This is a genomic window from Pseudomonas sp. W3I7 (genome assembly GCF_030816095.1).
Classification (GTDB): domain Bacteria; phylum Pseudomonadota; class Gammaproteobacteria; order Pseudomonadales; family Pseudomonadaceae; genus Aquipseudomonas; species Aquipseudomonas salomonii.
Genome location: NZ_JAUSXP010000001.1, coordinates 3239499 through 3261149, shown reverse-complemented (window position 1 = coordinate 3261149; position 21651 = coordinate 3239499). Strand labels below are relative to the sequence as shown.

General features: G+C 60.7%; 13 protein-coding genes and 2 pseudogenes. 8 read left to right on the top strand and 7 right to left on the bottom strand.

The window, feature by feature from the left end; all coding sequences use genetic code 11:
- The first annotated feature begins 23 nt into the window (after window positions 1-23).
- The 3 genes and pseudogenes from QF043_RS15210 (at window position 24) to QF043_RS15200 (ending at window position 4750) form a co-directional block, all read left to right on the top strand.
- On the top strand, window positions 24-1436 hold the full coding sequence (locus QF043_RS15210) for an efflux transporter outer membrane subunit (protein WP_307421404.1): 1413 nt from the start codon (window positions 24-26) through the stop codon (window positions 1434-1436).
- A gap of 415 nt (window positions 1437-1851) precedes the next feature.
- Window positions 1852-3949, top strand: a pseudogene (locus tag QF043_RS15205) (putative bifunctional diguanylate cyclase/phosphodiesterase).
- A 54-nt stretch (window positions 3950-4003) separates the two neighbouring features.
- Window positions 4004-4750: an SDR family oxidoreductase gene (locus tag QF043_RS15200; protein ID WP_305459645.1), complete on the top strand. Its 747-nt coding sequence runs from the start codon at window positions 4004-4006 to the stop codon at window positions 4748-4750.
- Window positions 4751-4762: 12 nt separating this feature from the next.
- On the opposite strand, the gene QF043_RS15195 is transcribed toward QF043_RS15200, so the two are convergent.
- The 4 genes from QF043_RS15195 to QF043_RS15180 form a co-directional block, all read right to left on the bottom strand.
- Window positions 4763-5140: a hypothetical protein gene (locus QF043_RS15195; RefSeq protein WP_307419170.1), complete on the bottom strand. Its 378-nt coding sequence runs from the start codon at window positions 5138-5140 to the stop codon at window positions 4763-4765.
- Window positions 5141-5324: 184 nt separating this feature from the next.
- Window positions 5325-6734: a GntR family transcriptional regulator MpaR gene (gene mapR / locus QF043_RS15190; RefSeq protein ID WP_305459646.1), complete on the bottom strand. Its 1410-nt coding sequence runs from the start codon at window positions 6732-6734 to the stop codon at window positions 5325-5327.
- Window positions 6735-6890: 156 nt separating this feature from the next.
- Window positions 6891-8300: a cytochrome c oxidase accessory protein CcoG gene (ccoG, locus tag QF043_RS15185; protein WP_307419169.1), complete on the bottom strand. Its 1410-nt coding sequence runs from the start codon at window positions 8298-8300 to the stop codon at window positions 6891-6893.
- A 184-nt stretch (window positions 8301-8484) separates the two neighbouring features.
- The gene (locus tag QF043_RS15180) at window positions 8485-8724 is read right to left on the bottom strand and encodes a DUF3203 family protein (protein ID WP_307419168.1); all 240 of its coding nucleotides are present in this window, start codon (window positions 8722-8724) and stop codon (window positions 8485-8487) included.
- Between the two features lie 120 nt (window positions 8725-8844).
- Between QF043_RS15180 and QF043_RS15175 the strand changes: the two genes are divergently transcribed.
- Window positions 8845-9342: an MgtC/SapB family protein gene (locus QF043_RS15175; protein WP_307419167.1), complete on the top strand. Its 498-nt coding sequence runs from the start codon at window positions 8845-8847 to the stop codon at window positions 9340-9342.
- Between the two features lie 8 nt (window positions 9343-9350).
- Here the strand turns inward: QF043_RS15175 and QF043_RS15170 are convergent, their stop codons facing one another.
- Window positions 9351-9899 (bottom strand): hypothetical protein, encoded by a 549-nt coding sequence (locus tag QF043_RS15170; RefSeq protein ID WP_307419166.1) that lies wholly within the window; start codon window positions 9897-9899, stop codon window positions 9351-9353.
- 177 nt (window positions 9900-10076) lie between these two features.
- A complete protein-coding gene (locus QF043_RS15165; RefSeq protein ID WP_307419165.1) occupies window positions 10077-10244 on the bottom strand; it encodes a hypothetical protein in 168 nt (55 codons plus the stop codon).
- A gap of 203 nt (window positions 10245-10447) precedes the next feature.
- Between QF043_RS15165 and QF043_RS15160 the strand changes: the two genes are divergently transcribed.
- The 4 genes from QF043_RS15160 to QF043_RS15145 all read left to right on the top strand — a co-directional run bounded on the left by QF043_RS15160 (window position 10448) and on the right by QF043_RS15145 (window position 19442).
- Window positions 10448-12436 carry an alpha-1,4-glucan--maltose-1-phosphate maltosyltransferase gene (locus QF043_RS15160; protein ID WP_307419164.1) on the top strand — a complete coding sequence of 663 codons (1989 nt, stop codon included), beginning with the start codon at window positions 10448-10450 and terminating at the stop codon, window positions 12434-12436.
- Between the two features lie 206 nt (window positions 12437-12642).
- Window positions 12643-15990, top strand: coding sequence for a maltose alpha-D-glucosyltransferase (treS, locus tag QF043_RS15155; RefSeq protein ID WP_307419163.1), 3348 nt, complete (start codon window positions 12643-12645; stop codon window positions 15988-15990).
- A complete protein-coding gene (gene glgB, locus QF043_RS15150; RefSeq protein WP_307419162.1) occupies window positions 15987-18224 on the top strand; it encodes a 1,4-alpha-glucan branching protein GlgB in 2238 nt (745 codons plus the stop codon). The genes treS and glgB overlap by 4 nt, the downstream gene beginning before the upstream one ends.
- A 51-nt stretch (window positions 18225-18275) precedes the next feature.
- Entirely contained in the window at window positions 18276-19442 is a 1167-nt protein-coding gene (locus QF043_RS15145; RefSeq protein WP_307419160.1) for a diguanylate cyclase, read from the top strand.
- A gap of 4 nt (window positions 19443-19446) precedes the next feature.
- Here QF043_RS15145 and QF043_RS15140 read toward each other — a convergent pair.
- Window positions 19447-21634: pseudogene (locus QF043_RS15140) on the bottom strand (GAF domain-containing protein).
- Window positions 21635-21651: the final 17 nt, after the last annotated feature.

Below are 21651 nucleotides of genomic sequence, written 5' to 3'. Positions count from 1 at the left end.
GCAAGGGTGTGAAGGGGCTGACGATGCTGTTGTGCGGCGCATTGCTCAGCGCCTGCGCCATCGGCCCGGATTACAAACGCCCGGAGGTGGTCGAGCCCGCGCAGTTCAAGCAAGCCCAGGGCTGGCGCCAGGCCAACCCAAGCGATTCCCTGGCCCGTGGTGCCTGGTGGGAGTTGTACGGTGACCGTCAACTTAACGAGTTGGTCACGCGCCTGAATAACGCCAACCAAACCGTGGCTCAGGCTGAAGCGCGCTTCCGCCAGGCCCAGGCCCAGGTACGCAGTGCACGCGGGGCGTTTTTCCCCACGGTGGACTTCAGTGCCGGTAAAACCCGTGCCAGTCAGGGCACCGGCAGCAGTAACGCCAGCCTCAGCAGTTCCAGCAGTGGTATCCGCGACACGCTCAATACGCAGTTGGGCGTGAGTTGGGAGGCGGATGTGTGGGGTAAATTGCGCCGTGGTCTTGAAGCGAATGAAGCCACGGCTGAAGCCAGCTCGGCGGATCTGGCGGCGATGCGTTTGAGCCAGCAATCGGAGTTGGTGCAGGACTATCTGCAGCTGCGCGTGATGGACGAACAGACGCGTTTGCTGCAGGCCACGCTGGAGACTTATCAGCGCTCCCTGAAGATGACTGAAAACCAGTACCGGGCGGGCGTTTCCGACAAGGCTGCGATTGCGCAGGCGCAGACCCAACTGAAGACGACCCAGGCCAGCTTGATCGACTTGATCTGGCAGCGTGCGCAGTTGGAAAACGCGATTGCGGTGTTGATCGGCGAAGCGCCGGCCAATTTCAATCTGGCAGTGAGCAAGGACATTCCAGCCTTGCCGCAGATTCCGGTGAGCGTGCCGTCGCAATTGCTTGAGCGGCGCCCGGATATTGCGTCGGCGGAGCGGTCGGTGATTGCGGCCAACGCGAATATCGGCGTGGCCAAGGCGGCGTATTACCCGGACCTGACTTTGAGCCTGGCGGGTGGGTACTCCAGCAGCACCTATGCGGATTGGATCAGTTTGCCCAACCGGTTCTGGTCGGTGGGGCCCAAGCTTGCGATGACCTTGTTTGACGGTGGGCAGCGTTCGGCTGAGGTCGATCGTAGCGTGGCGTCCTATGACGAGACAGTGGCCAAGTACCGCCAGACAGTGCTGGATGGTTTCCGCGAAGTGGAAAACTATATGGTCCAGTTGAAGGTGCTGGAAGATGAGGCGGTGGTCAGCAATGAAGCCCTGGAGGCCGCGCGCGAGTCCCTGCGCTTGACGCAGAATCAGTACAAGGCCGGGCTGATCGCCTACCTGGATGTGGTGACGGTGCAGGCCACGGCGTTGAGTAATGAACGCACGGTCTTGACCTTGTTACAGACGCGCCTGGTTGCGAGTGTGCAGTTGATTGCGGCGCTGGGTGGCGGCTGGGATGGGCAGACGTCATTGGTTGAGAAACAATGACTGAGTAGCTTTTTAAAACAACTCAAACACCGCCCCAATCAAGGTTGGGCACTGTCACTGTGGCGAGGGCGCTTGCTCCCGCTCGGGTGCGCAGCGCCCGCAAGGTTTATGGGGCCGCTGCGCAGCCCAGCGGGAGCAAGCGCCCTCGCCACAACAGCCCGCACTTGTTACTCCTCGGCACATCGCTGATCTAAATCCGCCCGCGCCTGTTCAATCGCCCACGGCCTGATTTTCAAACAAATGATCCGGCTCAGCGGGTTGAAGCAGGTGGCATTTTAAGGTCAGTAGATTGGCGTCAAAATGCCACTAATGGCCCCTTGATAATTAATCAAACCGGCAATAATTATTCTCGTTACAATCGCCCGCTTTGTCACTTGGCACGGGCGTTTCAGGCCCGTCAGTCTTGAGAAATTCCATGCTGATCGGTAGCTATTCCCCCTCTCTGGTCGTGATCTCCCTGTGCGTCGCGATCCTGGCGTCCTACACCGCGCTGGATCTGGCCGGCCGTATTGCGACCGCCAGGGGGCGCGCGGCGTACATGTGGATGACCGGCGGGGCATTGGCCATGGGCGTGGGCATCTGGTCCATGCACTTTATCGGCATGTTGGCGTTGCGCCTGCCTTTTGCCCTCGGGTTTGACCTGGGCATCACCGCTCTGTCGTTATTGACCGCGGTGTTATCCAGTGGCTTTGCACTGTGGCTGGTCAGCCAGCCACGCCTGCCGGCCTGGCAGTTGGCGTTTGGCGCGCTGGTGATGGGCGCAGGGATTGCTTGCATGCACTACACCGGCATGGCCGCGATGCGCATGACCCCGGGCATCGATTACGACCCCGCGCTGTTTGGCGCCTCGTTGTTGATCGCCGTGGTGGCGTCCGGCGCGGCCTTGTGGATCGCGTTCAACCTGCGGCGCAATACGCCTTACGTACGCCTGGCGCGGGGTGGCGCTGCGGTGGTGATGGGCATTGCGATCGTGGGTATGCACTACACCGGCATGGCTGCCGCGCGTTTTGATGACAACAGTTTCTGCGGCGCCGCGCTGACGGGCCTAAGCGGCAAGGGCCTGGATAACCTGGTGCTGGTCACCTCGCTGGCGGTGTTGATCATCGCGCTATTGACCTCATTGCTCGACGCCCGGCTTGAAGCCCGCACCGCGGTGCTCGCTGACTCCTTGACCCTGGCCAACCAGGAGCTCACCCACCTGGCCCTGCATGACATGCTCACCGGCCTGCCCAATCGCACCTTGCTCGCCGACCGCATTCAACAAGCCATACAGGCCGTCATGGAGCAGGGGGGGTGTTTTGCGTTGATGTTTATCGACCTGGACGGTTTCAAACCGGTCAATGATGCATTCGGCCACCATATGGGTGACCAATTGCTGCGTGAAGTAGGTTTGCGCCTGCGCGAGGACCTGCGCAGCCAGGACACCCTGGCGCGCATCGGTGGCGATGAGTTTGTGCTGCTGGTGCAGTTGACCCAGCCGGACGACGCCATGGGCCTGGCCGAACGCCAGGTCGGCTTGATCAATCGTACGTTCAAGGTAGCCGAACATGAACTGAAGATTTCCGCGAGCATCGGTATTGCCATGTTCCCCGGTAACGGCGTGAACCCGCAGGAACTGCTGATGAACGCTGACGCCGCGATGTACCATGCCAAAGGCATGGGCAAGAACGGCTACAGCTTCTTTGATGTGTCGATGAACACCAATGCACGCAAACAGCTGCAGTTGTTTGCAGGACCTGCGCAACGCCGTTGAGCACGAGCAGTTCCGCCTGTACTACCAGCCCAAGTTCGACGCGCTCAGCGGTATTGCGGTCGGCGCCGAAGCGTTGTTGCGCTGGGAGCACCCGCAACAGGGGCTGTTGTTGCCGGCGATGTTTATCGAGCTGGCGGAAAAAACCGGGTTGATTATTCCCATCGGCGAATGGGTGCTCAACGAGGCTTGCCGCCAGATGGCTGTCTGGTACGCGCAGGGTTATGAAGACTGGCGCATTGCGGTCAACCTCTCGGCGCTGCAGTTTTGCCATGCCGGGCTGGTCAGGAGTGTCGCGGCGGCGTTGGAGCGTCACCGCTTGCCGGCCAACAGCCTGACCCTGGAAATCACCGAAACCACCGCCATGAGCGATGCCGATGCGAGCATGACGGTGTTGCAACAACTCTCGGACATGGGCGTGGACCTGTCCATCGACGACTTCGGCACCGGTTATTCGAGCCTGATGTACCTCAAACGCCTGCCCGCCAACGAGCTGAAGATTGACCGCGGGTTTGTGCGCGACCTGGAACACGACAGCGACGACGCCGCCATTGTTTCGGCCATCGTTGCCCTTGGCCAGGCACTTGGGCTGCGCATTGTCGCCGAAGGGGTGGAGACCGAAGTGCAGCAGAGTTTTCTTACCCGCTTGGGGTGCAACGCCTTGCAAGGCTACTTGCTGGGTCACCCATTGCCGGCCGAGGGTTTCATGGCCGACATCCAGCACGTCGAAGACGCCTTGATGCCTGACAAAAGCCGTGGATGACGGGTATTCTTGGATCCAACCTTAAACCGTTGGTTTATTCAGGAGACCGCACCCATGGACAAAGTCGTCATCATCACCGGAGGCAGCCGTGGTATAGGCGCCGAGACGGCCTTGCTGGCAGCACGCCAGGGCTATCGCATTTGCATCAACTACCAGTCCGATGAAGCGGCGGCCCAGCGGGTGCTGGACCAGGTGCGCGCCTTGGGTGCACAAGCGATTGCGGTGCGGGCCGATGTCAGCATCGAAGATGAGGTGATCGCATTGTTCAATCGTGTTGACGCCGAGCTGGGGCGCGTGACGGCACTGGTCAACAACGCCGGCACCGTGGGGCACAAGTCGCGGGTCGATGAAATGTCCGAGTTCCGCATCCTTAAAATCATGAAGACCAATGTATTGGGGCCAATCCTGTGCGCCAAGCAGGCGGTGCTGCGCATGTCGCCCAAGCATGGCGGGCAGGGCGGCAGCATTGTCAACGTGTCGTCGGTCGCCGCGCGCCTGGGTTCGCCGGGCGAATATGTCGACTATGCCGCGTCCAAGGGCGCGCTGGATACCTTCACCATCGGCCTGTCCAAAGAGGTGGCGGGTGAAGGGATCCGTGTCAACGCGGTGCGCCCTGGCTACATCTTTACCGACTTCCATGCCCTGAGCGGTGACCCGGACCGCGTCAGCAAGCTGGAATCCGGCATCCCCATGGCCCGAGGCGGGCGCCCGGATGAAGTGGCGGAAGCGATTATCTGGTTGCTGTCGGACAAGGCCTCGTACACCACCGGCACCTTTCTCGATTTGGGCGGCGGCCGTTAGCACGTCGGGCGTTCAGGTTGGCAGGTCGCGCAACACTTCGTAGCCATTACGGGAAAATGCCGTAAGCAGGCTGGCTTCAGAGCCTGCGGCAGCGCCATAACCGCTGCTGTAAAAACCGTCGATATAACCGTTGCGGCTATGGCTGGCGTTGAGCGTTCGGTCATCGACGTTGTCGAGAAACCGCAGCACCTTGTCCAGATGGTAGGCTGCATCCGCTCTGGACGTCGGGTCGGTGTTGACGTCAGTCCAGTCACCGACTTGCAGTTTGAGGTCATCGCCAATTTGGTAGTGATCACGGCCTTCAAGAAAGCGGCCGACGATAACGCTCTGTTTGATGATGCTGTTTGCCGAGCGATGATCAATTTTCAGGCGGCCAGTAGGGCCAGTCATGTCCCGCACTTGCCGCTGTTCGGCTGCGCGCATGTAATGTGGCGGGGTCGGTAGCCTGAGGAAGCTGGACGTAACGGAGTTGCACATGATGAAAAACCTGCGAATTGAACCAAGGGAAATGCAGCTTTGCCAAGAAGGGACAGAGCGTCCGATTGTGTGGCGCGCTCTGCAACTGGGTTCCGGCTCAAAATGACCGCACAATGCGTCCCAATGTTTCCATGGCCTTCTCCGATGCCTCGGTCCACGGGCTGCCATAGTTCAAGCGAATGCAGTTTCTGAAGCGTTGGGTCGCCGAGAAAATCGGCCCTGGCGCAATGCTGATGCCCTGGGCCAGGGCCATCTGGAACAGCTTCAATGAATCGGTTTGCTCCGGCAGTTCCAGCCACAGGAAATAACCGCCGGCCGGCTGGCTGACCCGTGTCTGTGCCGGGAAATACCGCGCGATCGCGGCCAGCATGGCGCTCTGTTGTTCTTCCAGGGCGTAGCGCAATTTACGCAGGTGCCGGTCATAGCCGCCGTGTTGCAGGTAGTCGGCAATCGCCGCTTGGGCCGGCATCGAGGGGCACAGCGAAGTCATCAGCTTCAGGCGTTCAACCTTCTGCGCATAGCGCCCGGCCGCGACCCAGCCGACGCGATAGCCGGGCGCCAGGCTCTTGGCGAAGGAGCCGCAGTGCATCACCAGCCCTTCGGTGTCGAAGGCCTTGGCCGGTTTCGGCGCGTGCTGCCCGTAATACAGCTCGGCGTACACATCATCCTCGATCAGTGGCACTTGATGGCTGCGCAGCAGTTCCACCAGCGCCTGTTTCTTCGCTTCCGGCAGGGTGGCGCCCATGGGGTTCTGGAAGCTGGTCATGGTCCAGCAGGCCTTGATCGGGTAGCGCTCCAGGCTTTGCGCCAGGGCATTAAGGTCGATGCCGTCGCGCGGGTGCACGGGAATCTCCACCGCCTTGAGCTTCAGGCGTTCGAGCACTTGCAGGCAGGCATAGAACGCCGGGGCTTCGATAGCGACCAGGTCGCCCGGCTCGGTGACCGCTTGCAGGCACAGGTTCAGCGCTTCGAGGGCGCCGTTGGTGATCAGCAGCTCTTCCATCGGCAGCATCAGGCCGCCCACCATATAGCGCAGGGCAATCTGGCGGCGCAGTTGCGGGTTGCCCGGCGACATGTCGGTGACCACAAGGCGCGGGTCCATCTCACGGCTGGCACTGGCCAGCGAACGCGCCAGGCGTGGCAACGGGAACAGCATGGGGCTGGGGAACGCCGAGCCGAACGGCACGGTGTTGGGGTCCTTGATGGAATCGAGTACTGAGAACACCAGCTCACTCACATCGACTTCGGTGGATTCGTGCACCTGTTCACTCACCACCGGCTCGGAAAACGGGCTGGGCGCGTGCGTGTTGACGAAGTAGCCGGAGCGCGGCCGCGCACGAATCAGGCCACGGCGTTCCAGCAGGTAGTAAGCCTGGAACACCGTGGACGGGCTGACGCCGTAGGTTTGGCTGGCATAGCGCACCGACGGTACCCGTTGGCCAGGGCCGAGCACGCCGGAGCGGATCAGTTCTGCGATGTCATCGGCGAATTTTTCGTAGCGTTTCATGAGGGCCTGATTAGCTTTCCAATAGTGTTCGCAGGGCAAAATGTGGGAGCTGGCTTGCCTGCGATGACGGTGGCACATTCAACATCATCCGTGCCAGGCCGGGCGCTATCGCAGGCAAGCCAGCTCCCACATTTGATCTTCTGTGTGTGTTGGATATCAACGATTCAACGGCGCCACAAAGCGGCTGTCTGCTGCGCTGTAAATCCACGGCTCATCCACATCCACAACCTTGAAGCGCAAGGTCTGCGAGCTGCTCGCCGGTTTATCGGCCAACAACGCCACCGACACCGGCACATCGCTGATTTCCCCCGGCGCCAGGCTGAGCTGGGTCTTGCCTTGCAACTGGAAGCCCTCGGCGTCCACCAGTTCCAGGCGGTAATCCTGGCGCTGCTGGGTCTTGTTGATGACCTTCAAGCTGTAGATGTTTTCGATCAGACCCTGGCTGTTTTCACGGAACATGCCACGGTCCTTGGTCACGTCCAACGAGACCATTGGCCGTTCAATCAAGGCCACCACCAGGGCCGCGATCATCACCAGCAGCACGGCACTGTAGCCGATCAGGCGTGGCCTGAGCAGGCGGGTTTTGCCACCTTGCAGTTGATGTTCGCTGGTATAGCTGACCAACCCGCGGGGGTAGCCCATCTTATCCATGATCGAATCGCAGGCATCGATGCACGCCGCACAGCCGATGCATTCCATTTGCAGGCCGTCACGAATGTCGATGCCGGTGGGGCACACCTGCACGCACAGTTGGCAGTCGATGCAATCCCCCAGGCCAACCTGCGCCGGTTTCACTTCGCGTTTGCGCGGGCCACGGCTTTCACCACGCGCCGCGTCGTAGGAAATGGTCAGAGTGTCTTTGTCGAACATCACGCTCTGAAAGCGCGCATACGGGCACATGTGCATGCACACTGCTTCACGCAGCCAGCCAGCGTTGATATAGGTGGCGGCGGTAAAAAACAGCACCCAGAACAGACTCACGCCGCCCATTTGCCAGGTCAGCAACTCAGTGGCCAGCGGCCGGATGGGCGTGAAGTAGCCGACAAAGGTCAGCCCGGTCAGCACGCTGATACCCAGCCACAGCGTGTGTTTGGCCGAACGCCGCGCCAGTTTGTTCAGGCTCCACGGCGCCGCTTGCAGTTTGATGCGTTGGTTGCGTTCGCCTTCGGTGACCTTTTCACACCACATGAACAGCCAGGTGAACGAGCTTTGCGGGCAGGTGTAGCCGCACCATACGCGGCCGGCAAATACGGTAATGGCAAACAGGCCGAACGCGCAGATGATCAGCAGCGCCGACAGCAGGATGAAATCCTGGGGCCAGAACGTGGCGCCGAAGATGTGGAATTTGCTTTCGGCCAAGTCCCACAGCACGGCTTGGCGCCCGGACCAGTTCAGCCACACGGTGCCAAAAAACGCCAGGAACAGCACCGCGGCGCCGCTCACCCGCAAGGAGCGGAACAGGCCGGTAAAACTGCGGGTATGGATCAGGTTGTCACTGGATTTGGCCTTCACCTTCTTTGGGTGTATGGGCTCAAAGGTGTCCACGGTTGGGATTCTTTCGCTCATGGTCATTCGCTCATCAGCCTCCATCAGGCCAATGGACTATGAGCGTCAAGCTGTTTTCATAACAGACTCAGGTAGGTCGATAAAAAGCGGATCAGATGGGCTTTTTATACGTCACTGTGACAATGTGCTGCACCCCGTAGCGCCTGGGGCGCAGCTGGCTTGTGCGCGGTTTGATACAGATCAATCAAATCACCGAATCACTGTCTGTCGCCTTCAAGTGCTTGCGACCGTCATTGGCGCCGGCGACGGTCAGGGCATCCGCTTCGGCTTCGGTGATGTAGACCCGATCGTCTTTGAGCTCTACAAAAGACATGGATTTGGCGCTGTCGGTACTCACCGTCACCTCAGCGGCAGGCAGTTGGTATTCACGGCCGTCGCCAGTGACTTTGAAAAAGCACGTCTGGTTGTCGATACGTACAGGCATGGTGCTCTCCTTTTCATGGGCAGTTTTGCGTTAGGGTTTCGCGCAATGCCAAGTGTTCCAGGCAACTGACTGGCGGTCGCTGCTGTCTATCGGGTAATGACAATAAAACGGATGACGACCATGGACGCCTGGTGGCAAGAAGTGCTTCAAACCCTGCACGCTGAATTCGCTGACATCGCCGATGCAAAGCAGCTCACGCAGATAACCGTTCGCCTGCTTATTGCCGCGATCCTGGGCGGTATCCTGGGGTTTGAGCGTGAGCACAAGGGCAAGGCGGCGGGGGTGCGTACCCACATGCTCGTGGCCTTGGGCGCGGCACTGTTTGTGCTGGTGCCACAGATGTCAGGCAGTCAGTCGGACGCCCTGAGCAGGGTGTTGCAGGGGGTTATCGCCGGGATCGGCTTCCTGGGTGCCGGCACCATCCTCAAGGGCAAGGAAGATGAAGAGGGCCAGCACGTCAAAGGGCTTACCACTGCGGCCGGGTTGTGGATGACCGCCGCGATCGGCGTGGCGGCAGGCGTTGGGCGTGAATCAACGGCGGTCTTGAGCACGCTGCTGGCGCTCGTCGTACTTGGCGTCATGCCCAAAATCGTCAAGCTCCTCGAGAAAGAACGTTGATTGCGCGCTCAGAGCGCCTTCATTCTTGTTTGAATATGTTCTGGGTTGAGTGTTGCGGTGATGGTGTTCATGTCCGTTACCGTTTTGGCGGTGTCCTTCACGCTCACATTCAGTTGTTCGAACGCTCCGCCCGTGTCCCTGAAAAACTCAAAAACATGGCGGAAACCATAATCGTCCTTACCCGATATCAACTTTAACAGTAAGGCGATTTTTCGCTCGTTATACGCGGCCTGATAGTCGCTGAAAAAAAGTTGGGTGGAGGCTTTTACGCAGGCCTCGTCGCAGTTTTTTTCCAGAAATTTGCCGATTTCGATCAGGATCTCAGAAACTTCCTTGGCATCTGGCTCTTTCAACATGGCGTCGATACCTTCCTTGCTGAAAAGCACGCGCATTTCATTAAGGATTTTACGCGACTTCAGGGAGTTGGGCGCGCGCAGAACCTGGGCGATATCGTCCTCTGTGAGGCTGGCTTTAAAGTCCTTGAGATAACCTCGGCTGACGGAAACTTCTGAATCCACGTGATGGTGGTGGCCCTGCTTCACATTAATGTCCGACATGGTATTAACCTGCTCGCGCGTTTAAGAAAGGAAAAATGAACGTTGCTCGAGTAATCGCGAGTAGGACTGTAGCAATAGGCGTACAGGCGAGATGTAGGCTATTTCACCTGTACGCGCAGGGGAATGCGTATTAAGCAGGTACTTGATGCCGAGTACGCGTGTGAGTGAGGCCGTTGATCAACAGGATTGCACAATCACCGGCGGCATGGTCGTGGGCGGTTCCTCCACCGGTGGTGGCTCGTTTTCCGGCGGTTCCTTCTCCGGGATCGGTTGCGGTTCACTCGGCGGCAGGGTGGGGTTGTCGATATTCGGGTCCGGGGTTTCAGCCGGGATCGGGATAGTCATCGGTGTGGCCTCCTTTGTGCTTTGCTCTATCGGTGGACAACCGCCGGGCAGGTTTGATTCCCGCCCAATGGCGGCACATCCACCTGAACTTTTCATCGCAGCCCAGGCTCGGACCTATTACGGCCCTGCTCAGGGAGAGCGTCGCCGTCTCAGAATTCGGATCAAGCAAAGAGCGTCCACAGGGCGTAAGGGGAAGATGCTCGATGACTGCTGAAACACTGACTCAACAAGACTCCATATTGCCGCTGTCCCAGGCGTTGCTGTTGCCCAGGATCGCGATTGAAAGCACCACACCCGTCATTGACGGCGGTGAATTTGCCGTGAAGGCCGTGGTGGGCCAGCGCGTCAACGTCACCAGCAAGGTATTTGCCGATGGGCATGACAAGCTGGCTGTGCTGATCCGCTGGCGCCCGCTGCAAGACGAAAGCTGGCACAGCGTGGTGATGACCGATGTGGGCAATAATGGCTGGGAAGGCGCGTTCACCGTGGCCCAGCAGGGGCCGCACGAATACTGCATCGAAGCCTGGATCGATACCTTCGCAAGTTTCTGCTACGAGCTGCGCAAAAAACATGAGGCCGGGGTGCCAGTCAGCCTCGAACTGCAGGAAGGCCGCAGCCTGGTGCTGCAGGCCGCCGAGCGCAGCGACAATGAGTTGCGCGACCGCCTGATGCTGCTGCACCACGAACTGTCGGGCCTGCTGGAAACCGAGCAGGTCGCGCAGTTCCTGCACGAAGACAGTGCACATTTGATGACCCAGGCCGACCACCGTGCCTACTTGAGCGTCAGCACGGTGTACCCGCTCGACGTGGAGCGCGAGGCCGCGCAATTTGCCAGTTGGTACGAGCTGTTCCCGCGCTCGATCACCGACGATCCGGCCCGGCATGGCACCTTCAACGACGTGCATGCGCGGCTGTCGATGATTCATGACATGGGCTTTGACGTGCTGTACTTTCCGCCGATCCACCCGATCGGCCGCAGCCATCGCAAGGGCAAGAATAACTCGCTGACCGCAGGCGCCGATGACCCCGGCAGCCCTTATGCGATTGGCAGCGAGGAGGGCGGCCATGAAGCCATCCACCCGCAGTTGGGCAGCCGCGACGACTTTCGCCGGCTGGTCAAGGCTGCCGCCGAACATGGCCTGGAAATCGCCCTCGACTTTGCCATCCAGTGCTCCCAGGACCACCCGTGGCTCAAGCAGCACCCAGGCTGGTTCAACTGGCGCCCGGACGGCACGATCAAATACGCTGAAAACCCGCCGAAGAAATACCAGGACATCGTTAACGTCGATTTCTACGCCGCCGACTCGATCCCGAGCCTGTGGACCGAGTTGCGCGACATTGTCGTGGGTTGGGTCGAAGAGGGCGTGAAAACCTTTCGTGTGGATAACCCGCACACCAAGCCGCTGCCGTTTTGGCAATGGCTGATCAGTGACGTGCGCTCCAGGCACCCGGAGGTGATCTTCCTGGCCGAAGCCTTCACCACGCCGGCGATGATGGCGCGCCTGGGCAAGGTCGGTTATTCCCAGAGCTACACCTACTTCACCTGGCGTAACACCAAGGCCGAGTTGAGCGAGTACTTCACGCAGCTGAACCAATCGCCATGGCGCGAGTGCTTCCGGCCGAATTTCTTCGTGAATACCCCGGACATCAACCCAGGTTTTCTGCACGAGTCCGGGCGCCCGGGCTTTCTGATCCGTGCCGCGCTGGCCACCATGGGCTCGGGCCTGTGGGGCATGTATTCGGGGTTTGAACTGTGCGAAGCGGCGCCGGTGCCGGGTAAAGAGGAATACCTGGATTCGGAGAAATACGAGATCCGCCCTCGGGACTTCACGGCGCCCGGCAACATCATTGCCGAGATCGCCCAGCTCAACCGCATTCGTCGACAGAACCCGGCGTTGCAAACGCATCTGGGCTTGAAGCTCTACAACGCCTGGAACGACAACATCCTGTACTTCGGCAAACGCAGTGACGATGGCAGCAACTTTATCCTGGTGGCGGTCAATCTTGACCCGTTCAATGCCCAAGAGGCCCATTTCGAATTGCCACTGTGGGAGCTGGGCCTGCCGGACGACGCCCAGACACAAGGCGAAGACCTGATGAATGGCCATCGCTGGACCTGGTATGGCAAGAACCAGTGGATGCGCATCGAGCCGCAGATGCCTTTCGGTATCTGGCGTATCACCGTCTCCTGAGCCTGACAGGGATTAACTGTCAGGGATCAACTGTGGGAGCTGGCTTGCTGTGGCGAGCAAGCTTGCTTGCGCTGGGGTGCGAAGCGCCCCCAAGAGCGGGCTCCAGCTGCGCTGTCGTACGGGAGCAAGCTCCCTCGCCACAGCAAGCCAGCTCCCACCTTGATCGCATGTCTTCCGCACAATTTTCAGTGTTCCAGGAGTTTCCAATGGCGAAGAAACCCACCCCAGCCACGTTTATCAAAGACCCGCTCTGGTACAAGGACGCGGTAATCTACCAAGTTCACGTCAAATCCTATTTCGACTCCAATAACGACGGTATCGGCGACTTTCCCGGCTTGATCGCCAAACTCGATTACATCGCCGACCTGGGCGTCAACACCATCTGGCTGCTGCCGTTCTACCCCTCGCCGCGTCGCGACGATGGCTATGACATCGCCGAATACCGGGGTGTGCACAGCGACTACGGGACCATGGCCGACGCCAAGCGTTTTATCAGCGAGGCACACAAGCGTGGCTTGCGGGTGATCACTGAATTGGTGATCAACCACACGTCCGACCAGCATCCCTGGTTCCAGCGGGCGCGCAAGGCCAAACCGGGCTCGGCGGCGCGGGACTTTTACGTGTGGTCCGATGACGACCAGAAGTACGACGGCACCCGCATCATTTTCCTCGACACCGAAAAGTCCAACTGGACCTGGGACCCGGTCGCCGGCCAGTACTTCTGGCACCGGTTCTACTCGCACCAGCCAGACCTCAACTTCGACAACCCGCAAGTCATGAAAGCCGTGCTGTCGGTGATGCGCTACTGGCTGGACATGGGCATCGATGGCCTGCGTCTGGACGCGATTCCTTACCTGATCGAACGCGATGGCACCAACAACGAGAACCTGCCGGAAACCCACGGCGTGCTCAAGCAGATCCGGGCCGAGATCGACGCGCATTACCCCGACCGCATGCTGCTGGCCGAGGCCAACCAGTGGCCGGAAGATACTCAGCTGTACTTCGGTGACAAAAAAGGCGACGACGGCGATGAATGCCACATGGCCTTCCACTTCCCGCTGATGCCGCGCATGTACATGGCGCTGGCTCAGGAAGATCGTTTCCCGATTACCGATATTTTGCGCCAGACCCCGGAGATCCCCGCTAACTGCCAATGGGCGATCTTCCTGCGCAACCATGATGAACTGACTCTGGAGATGGTCACCGACAAAGAGCGCGACTACCTGTGGAACTACTACGCCGCCGACCGCCGCGCGCGCATCAACCTGGGTATTCGTCGGCGCCTGGCGCCGCTGATGGAGCGTGACCGCCGCCGCGTTGAATTGCTCAACAGCCTGTTGCTGTCGATGCCCGGCACGCCGACGTTGTACTACGGCGATGAAATCGGCATGGGCGACAACATCTACCTGGGCGACCGCGACGGCGTGCGCACGCCGATGCAATGGTCCATCGACCGTAACGGCGGCTTCTCGCGCGCCGACCCGGCCAGCCTGGTGCTGCCGCCGATCATGGACCCGCAATATGGCTACCTGTCGGTCAACGTCGAAACCCAGGCCCAGGACCCGCATTCACTGCTGAACTGGACCCGGCGCATGTTGGCGGTGCGTAAGCAGTCCAAGGCTTTTGGGCGTGGCAGCCTGAAAATGCTCTCGCCGAGCAACCGCCGTATCCTGGCGTATACCCGTGAGTTCACCGGCGACGATGGCCGCACGGAAACCATCCTGTGCGTGGCCAACGTGTCGCGCAGCGCCCAGGCGGCCGAGCTGGACTTGTCCGCTTTCTCCGGCATGGTGCCGGTGGAGATGCTCGGCGGTAATGCGTTCCCGCCCATCGGCCAGCTGAATTTCCTGCTGACGTTGGCGCCATACGGTTTCTATTGGTTTGTGCTGGCGGCCGAAAACCAGATGCCCAGCTGGCATGTGGAGCCGGCGCAGAGCATGCCGGATTTCACCACGCTGGTGCTTAAACAACGCATGGAAGAGTTACTCGACGAGCCGTGCCGCACCACCCTGGAACACACCTCGCTGCCGGCATGGTTGCCCAAGCGGCGTTGGTTTGCCGGTAAAGACACCGCTATCGATCAAGTGCGGATTGCCTACGGCGCGCGGTTTGGCGACCCGCAGCACCCGGTGCTGCTCAGCGAGGTCGAGGTGACCAGCGGCGGCCAGGTCAGTCGTTATCAATTGCCGTTCGGCTTTTTAGCTGAAGACCAGTTCACCAGTGCCTTGCCCCAGCAACTGGCGCTGGCCCGCGTCCGCCGTGGCCGCCAGGTCGGTTTGGTGACCGACGCCTTCAGCCTGGAACACTTTATCCGGGCGGTGATTCAGGGCTTGCAGGCCGGCACGGTGTTGAACACCCACGAAGGTGATCTGCGTTTTGGAGCCACGCCGCACCTGGCCGCCTTGCAACTGACCGATGAGACGCAGGTGCGCTACCTGTCGGCCGAGCAGTCCAACAGTTCGGTGGTGGTGGGCGAGAGCCTGGTGCTCAAGCTGATCCGCAAAGTCAGCGCCGGGGTGCACCCGGAGCTGGAAATGAGCGCTTACCTGACGGCCGCCGAATACCCGAATATTTCGCCGTTGCTGGGCTCGATGATTCGTCGCGATGGAGAAGGGCAGGACAACCTGCTGATGATTGCCCAAGGCTACCTGAGCAACCAGGGCGACGCCTGGAGCTGGACCCAGAACAACCTGGAACGTGCGATTCGCGACGAGCTGGCCCAAGCGATTTCCGAGCAGGAGCAGCATTACAACGCCTTGGGCGAGCTGCAGGATTTTGCCGGTTTGCTTGGCCAGCGCCTTGGTGAAATGCACGCGGTACTGGCAGCGAAAACCACCAACAAAGACTTCAAGCCTGAAACCACCACGGCCAAGGACACCCAGGCCTGGGCCAAGGACGTCGGTGCGCAGATCGACCGCGCGCTGCAGTTGTTAAAACTTCATCAAAGCCAGTTGAACCCCGCCGATCAGGCGCTGGTCAGTGAAATGCTGGGGCAGAAAAAAGCGCTTGCCGGCAGTGTCCAGGCCCTGGCGAAAGCCACGGCGGGCGGTTTGCGCATTCGCGTCCACGGTGACCTGCACCTGGGGCAGGTCCTGGTGGTCAAGGGCGATGCGTACTTGATCGACTTTGAAGGCGAGCCGGCGCGCCCGCTGCATGAACGGCGCGGCAAGCACAGCCCGTATAAAGATGTAAGTGGTGTGCTGCGCTCGTTTGATTACGCCGCCGCCATGGCCCTGAATGTGCAAGGCGTGGATCATTCACCGCAAGCGGATGCCGCCCGCAAGCGTGTGACTGACCGTTACTTGAGTGAGGCGCGCAGCGCATTTATCCAGGCTTATCATCAGGCTACGTCTACACTGGCGCATGACTGGCAGGATGCCAACGGCCAGGACGCAGCGCTGACGTTGTTCAGTCTGGAGAAGGCCGCGTACGAAGTGGCTTACGAAGCAGAAAATCGCCCGACCTGGTTGCCGGTGCCCCTGCAGGGGCTGCACGGTTTACTCAGCGGGCTGGTATCTCAAGCGAATAATGCACGCGGTGGGGAGACGTCATGAGTTTTACACAGAGAGAACCGCTGCAAGCGAAGTTGACCGCCATGCCGGCGCCAAAAGATGTAGAGGCGCTGGTGCGCGCGGAACACCCGGACCCTTTTTCCATCCTGGGGCCGCACGATGACGAGCAGGGCGGGCAATTTATCCGTGCGTTCCTGCCCGAAGCCTTGAGCGTCCATGTGTTGGCCCGCGATAGCGGTGAAACCATCGGCAGCCTGGATGCGACCCAGGTGCCGGGTTTGTTTGTCGGGCATTTTTCCACGCGTCAGGCCTACCTGTTGAAGATCCAGTGGGCCGGCGGCGAACAGATCACCGAAGACCCTTACAGCTTCAGTCAATTGCTGCTGGGTGAAATGGACTTGTACCTGTTCGCCGAAGGCAATCACCGTGACCTCGGCAATTGCCTGGGCGCGCAGGTCACCAGCGTCGACGGCGTGCAAGGCGTGCGCTTTGCGGTGTGGGCGCCGAATGCGCGGCGCGTGTCGGTGGTGGGCGACTTCAATATCTGGGACGGCCGCCGTCATCCGATGCGCCTGCGGCATCCGTCTGGCGTGTGGGAAATTTTTATCCCACGCCTGCAAGCGGGTGCGGCCTACAAGTACGAGATTCTCGGCGCCCATGGGATTTTGCCGCTCAAGGCCGACCCGATGGCACTTGCGACTCAATTGCCGCCCGACACTGCCTCGAAAGTCGCCGCGCCGTTGCAGGTCGACTGGCAAGACCATGAATGGATGCAGGCGCGTGCCGACAAACAGAAGGCCTCGGCACCCTTGTCGATCTATGAGCTGCACGTGGGTTCCTGGCAGTGCGAACTGGACGAGGCCGGCGAAGTGTCGCGCCAATATGGCTGGCGCGAACTGGCCGAGCGCTTGATTCCCTATGTGCAGCAACTGGGCTTTACCCATATTGAGCTGATGCCGATCATGGAACACCCGTTCGGCGGCTCCTGGGGTTACCAGGCGCTGTCGCAGTTTGCGCCGAGCGCACGCTTTGGCTCGCCGGAAGACTTCGGCTTTTTCGTCAATGCCCTGCACCAGGCCGACATCGGTGTGATTCTGGATTGGGTGCCGGCGCATTTTCCCACCGATACCCACGGCCTGGCGCAGTTCGACGGCACGGCCTTGTACGAATACGCCAACCCGCTGGAAGGTTTCCACCAGGACTGGGACACGCTGATCTACAACCTGGGCCGCACCGAAGTGCATGGTTTTATGCTGGCTTCGGCGTTGCATTGGCTCAAACACTTCCACATCGACGGTTTGCGTGTGGATGCGGTGGCCTCGATGCTGTATCGCGATTATTCGCGCAAAGCCGGCGAGTGGGTGCCTAACCGCCATGGCGGCCGCGAAAACCTGGAGGCCATCGACTTCCTGCGCCATCTCAATGATGTGGTCGCGCTGGAAGCGCCGGGCGCGCTGGTGATCGCCGAAGAATCCACGGCCTGGCCGGGCGTCAGCCAGAGCACGCAGCAAGGCGGCCTGGGCTTCAACTACAAGTGGAACATGGGCTGGATGCACGATTCGCTGCATTACATCCAGCAAGACCCGGTGTACCGCGCCCATCATCACAATGAGCTGAGTTTCGGCCTGGTGTATGCGTGGTCCGAGCGGTTTATCCTGCCGATCTCCCACGATGAGGTGGTGCACGGCAAGCATTCGCTGATCGACAAGATGCCGGGCGATCGCTGGCAGAAGTTCGCCAACCTGCGCGCTTACCTGAGCTTCATGTGGATGCACCCCGGCAAGAAGCTGCTGTTTATGGGCTGCGAATTCGGCCAATGGCGCGAGTGGAACCACGACCAGCAGTTGGACTGGTACTTGCTGCAATACCCCGAACACCGCGGCGTGCAGAAACTGGTCGGCGACCTGAACCGCCTGTACCGCGAAGAACCGGCGCTGCATGAGCAGGACGATGCGCCCCAAGGGTTCCAGTGGTTGATTGGCGACGACGCAATCAACAGCGTCTATGCCTGGCTGCGCTGGAGCAAGGACGGCAAGCCGGTGCTGGTGGTGGCCAACTTCACCCCGGTACCGCGTGAGGGCTATGCGGTCGGCGTGCCGTTTGCCGGGCGCTGGAGCGAGGTGATCAACAGCGATGCCGATACGTATGCCGGCTCCAATTATGGCAACGGCGGCGAAGTGTTCACCCAGGAGGAGCCGCGCCATGGCCAACCGGTGTCGCTGTCGCTGAACCTGCCGCCGTTGGGCGTGTTGATTCTGCGGCCGGAAACGCTTTAAGGGCTCTAGCGTGGTGGATTCTGTTGTCCACGCTACTGGCAGGGTGCCACAATGGCGCCTTTGTCGTGGCAGTCGAAGCGGGCGTATTTCATGAACGGCCTTGGGCGTGGGCAAGACCCGGATGAACTTATCGAACAGCAGGTGCGAACCGACCGGTTGCACCAGCTGTTTCGCCAATCGTTCTCGGCCATTTTAGGCAGCTACCTGGGCGCCGTCATGCTCTGCTGGCTGTGCTGGAGCCGGTTTGACCACGAGGTCATGCTGGCCTGGCTGGGTGTGCTGGCGGTGACCTCGCTGGTGCGGGTCAAGCTATTCACCGACTGGTTTCGCTGCCCCGACAGCGAGCGCACTCCCGCGCGCTGGGAGCGCCGTTATTGGGTCACGCTGATGCTGTCAGCCGGCACCTGGGGCCTCGGCGCCCTGGCGGTGATGCCGCCGGATGATCGCGTCTCCCAGGTGCTGGTCATGCTGTTTACTGTGGGCATGTCGGTCAGCGCGGTGTCGTGTTATTCGGCCTATCGCTATATGACCCTGGGTTCCATGGCGCTGGTGCTGTTGCCGTGCACCCTGTGGTTGCTGTTCCAGCCGGCGCCGATGCAAGTAGGCGTGGCGATTGCGGTGCTGGTGTTCTCGACCTTTGTGGCCAGCGCCACGCGCAAGCTGTCGGATGCGCTGGAAAAAGCCTTTCGCCTGACGCGGCAGATGGAACGTGCCCACCACATCTCCACGCGTGCCGCCCAGACCGATGAACTCACCGGGCTGATGAACCGTCGCGCATTTTTCGAACAGGCCCACCTGCTGTACGCGCAATGCCGCCACAACCAGCAGCCGCTGAGCGCGCTGATGATGGACATGGACCACTTCAAGGACATCAACGACACTTACGGCCACCAGGCCGGTGACCAGGTGTTGCGCCAGATTGGCGGGGTGATCAGCGCGTCGTTTCGCCAGGCCGACGTTTATGGTCGACTCGGCGGTGAAGAATTCGCGGTGTTGCTGCCCAACACCTCGCTGGAAACTGCACAGGGCATCGCCGAGCAACTGGTCCAGGCGATTTCGGGGCTGAGTTCCGAGCCGGTAAAAGGCTTGACCGCCAGCCTCGGTGTGGCCACGACCCGCAGCCTTGATCAGGACTTGCACAGCCTGATGAACAACGCCGACAAGGCGCTGTACCGCGCCAAGGCCATGGGCCGTAATCAGGTAGCCGTCGCGCAGTAGCGCGTCATTCCTTGAGCATCGACCTGGCCAATGCCCGCGCCACCTGGTCGGCGGAGTAGGGCTTGGGGAGGAATTCGAAGCCTTCATAGCCGCTGTCGGCCAGTTCTTCGCTGTAGCCTGACGTGAGCACCACCGGCAAGTCGGGGCGGCGCTCGCGCAGCCGTTTGCTCATGGCCACGCCGGTCATGCCGGGCATCACCACATCCGAGAAAATCGCGTCAAACGCCATGCCGTCCGGGCCGGCCAGCGCGAGTGCCTGTTCGGCATCGGTGGCCCAGGTGGTTCGGTAGCCCAGGTCCTGCAGGATCTGGTTGGCGAAGCGGCCAACCTCAAGGTTGTCTTCGACTATCAGGATGTGACGCGCCGCCGTGTCGGGCACCGGGCCTTGGTCTTCCTGAGCCGGGCAGGCCTGCACCGCCACAGGCTCGGCCTCGGGTAGATACAGGGTAAACACGCTGCCCTGGCCGAGGCTGCTGCTGACGTCGACGTTGCCACCGGATTGTTTGGCAAACCCGAACACCTGGGACAAGCCAAGCCCGGTACCTTTGCCCACCGCCTTGGTGGTAAAGAAGGGTTCGAAAATGCGCTCGACGGTGTCAACGGCAATGCCGCTGCCGGTGTCGGCCAGGGCAATGCTCACAAAGGGCTGGTTTGATTCGGCATCGCCACGGATACGCGGCAGCTTGGCGATGTGGGCCACGCGCAGGGTCAGGGTGCCTTGGCCCTCCATGGCATCGCGGGCATTGAGCGCGATGTTGATCAGGGCGGTTTCAAATTGGCTGGAGTCGACGCGCACATGGCATGGCCGCTGTGGCAGTTCCAGCTGCACGCGGATACGCGCACCGGTAAGGCTTTCGAGCATCTCGCCGATGTTTTTGACCCGCAGGCTCACATCAAAGACTTCCGGGTTAAGCGGCTGGCGGCGGGCAAAGGCAAGCAGTTGGCTGGTGAGCTTGCTGGCCCGCTCGACGGTGTCGGATACCGCGCTCATGTAGCGTTGGCGGCGCTCTTCGGATAAACCCGGCTGGCGCAGAAAATCCACCGAGGAGCGGATGATGGTCAGCAAGTTGTTGAAGTCGTGGGCCACGCCGCCGGTCAACTGGCCGATGGCTTCGAGCTTCTGCGACTGGCGCAACGCGGCTTCGGCCTGGGCCAGTGCCAGGGTGCGTTCTTCGACGCGTTGCTCCAGGGTGGTGTTGAGTTCGGCAAAGGCTGCCAGGCCTTCACGCACATGGGCATCGGCGCGCACGCGCTCGATATGCGCCCAGGAGCGCTCGGTGACTTCGCGCAGCAACGCCAGGTCGTAGCTCGACCACAGCCGTGGATGTTTATCGTGTACCGCCATCAAGGCGGTCAGCCGGCCGTTTTTGATCAAGGGCATGCAGATGGTGGCGCTGACCCCCAGTGCCTGAAAGGACGCCGATTCCTCTGGCGGCAGCTCGCGCAGGTTGTCATGGATCACCAGTGGCTCACCGGCCCGCAGGCACTTGACCGCTGTCTCGCCAAAGGCCGCCAGGCTGTAGCGGCCGATGATACTGGGCGAACCGGGTGCCACCCAATTGTCGCGGATGGTGAAGCCGTCTTCATCGGCGTCCATATCGGCGTAGGCGCAGTTGCTCACCTGCAGATGTTGGGCCACCAACTGGGTGGTGCCGGTCAGAATGGTTTCGGCATCGGCCGCGTTGGCCACGGTGTGACTGATGGCATCCAGCACCGCCAGGGCGACGGGCGAGGAATACCGTGGTGGTGGTTTCCGACACGGTGTCGAGAATGCCCACCACCTTGCCCTCGGCGTCGCGAATCGGGCTATAGCAAAAGGTGAAATACGCTTGGTCCCGCGTGGGGCCGCGTTCAATCACCAGGGGGAAATTTTCGATGTAGGTGGCATGGCCCTGGAAGGCGGCATCGGCGATGGGGCTGATCTGCGCCCACACCTCGTGCCACACCTCGCTGAACGGGCGCCCCAACGGATCGGGCTTGGCGCCCAGTATCGGAATGAATGCGTCGTTATAGAGCGTGATCAACTGCGGGCCCCAGACAATCGCTTGGGGGAAGCTCGATGCGAAGCACAGCGCTACGGTGGTCTTGAGCACGTCGGGCCACTGCTCCAGCGGGCCCAGTGGCGTGTTGGCCCAGTCATGCTGGCGAACCCGCTCAGCCATGTCGCTGCTGCTTTGCAGCCAATTCATCATTGCGAGAACACCTTGTT

What these genes read in the sequence shown, in the direction of transcription:
- QF043_RS15210 (WP_307421404.1), top strand. Translation starts at nt 24, where the DNA reads ATGCTGTTGTGCGGCGCATTGCTCAGCGCCTGCGCCATCGGCCCGGAT.
- QF043_RS15200 (WP_305459645.1), top strand. Translation starts at nt 4,004, where the DNA reads ATGGACAAAGTCGTCATCATCACCGGAGGCAGCCGTGGTATAGGCGCC.
- QF043_RS15195 (WP_307419170.1), bottom strand. Translation starts at nt 5,140, where the DNA reads ATGACTGGCCCTACTGGCCGCCTGAAAATTGATCATCGCTCGGCAAAC.
- mapR (WP_305459646.1), bottom strand. Translation starts at nt 6,734, where the DNA reads ATGAAACGCTACGAAAAATTCGCCGATGACATCGCAGAACTGATCCGC.
- ccoG (WP_307419169.1), bottom strand. Translation starts at nt 8,300, where the DNA reads ATGAGCGAAAGAATCCCAACCGTGGACACCTTTGAGCCCATACACCCA.
- QF043_RS15180 (WP_307419168.1), bottom strand. Translation starts at nt 8,724, where the DNA reads ATGCCTGTACGTATCGACAACCAGACGTGCTTTTTCAAAGTCACTGGC.
- QF043_RS15175 (WP_307419167.1), top strand. Translation starts at nt 8,845, where the DNA reads ATGGACGCCTGGTGGCAAGAAGTGCTTCAAACCCTGCACGCTGAATTC.
- QF043_RS15170 (WP_307419166.1), bottom strand. Translation starts at nt 9,899, where the DNA reads ATGTCGGACATTAATGTGAAGCAGGGCCACCACCATCACGTGGATTCA.
- QF043_RS15165 (WP_307419165.1), bottom strand. Translation starts at nt 10,244, where the DNA reads ATGACTATCCCGATCCCGGCTGAAACCCCGGACCCGAATATCGACAAC.
- QF043_RS15160 (WP_307419164.1), top strand. Translation starts at nt 10,448, where the DNA reads ATGACTGCTGAAACACTGACTCAACAAGACTCCATATTGCCGCTGTCC.
- treS (WP_307419163.1), top strand. Translation starts at nt 12,643, where the DNA reads ATGGCGAAGAAACCCACCCCAGCCACGTTTATCAAAGACCCGCTCTGG.
- glgB (WP_307419162.1), top strand. Translation starts at nt 15,987, where the DNA reads ATGAGTTTTACACAGAGAGAACCGCTGCAAGCGAAGTTGACCGCCATG.
- QF043_RS15145 (WP_307419160.1), top strand. Translation starts at nt 18,276, where the DNA reads ATGGCGCCTTTGTCGTGGCAGTCGAAGCGGGCGTATTTCATGAACGGC.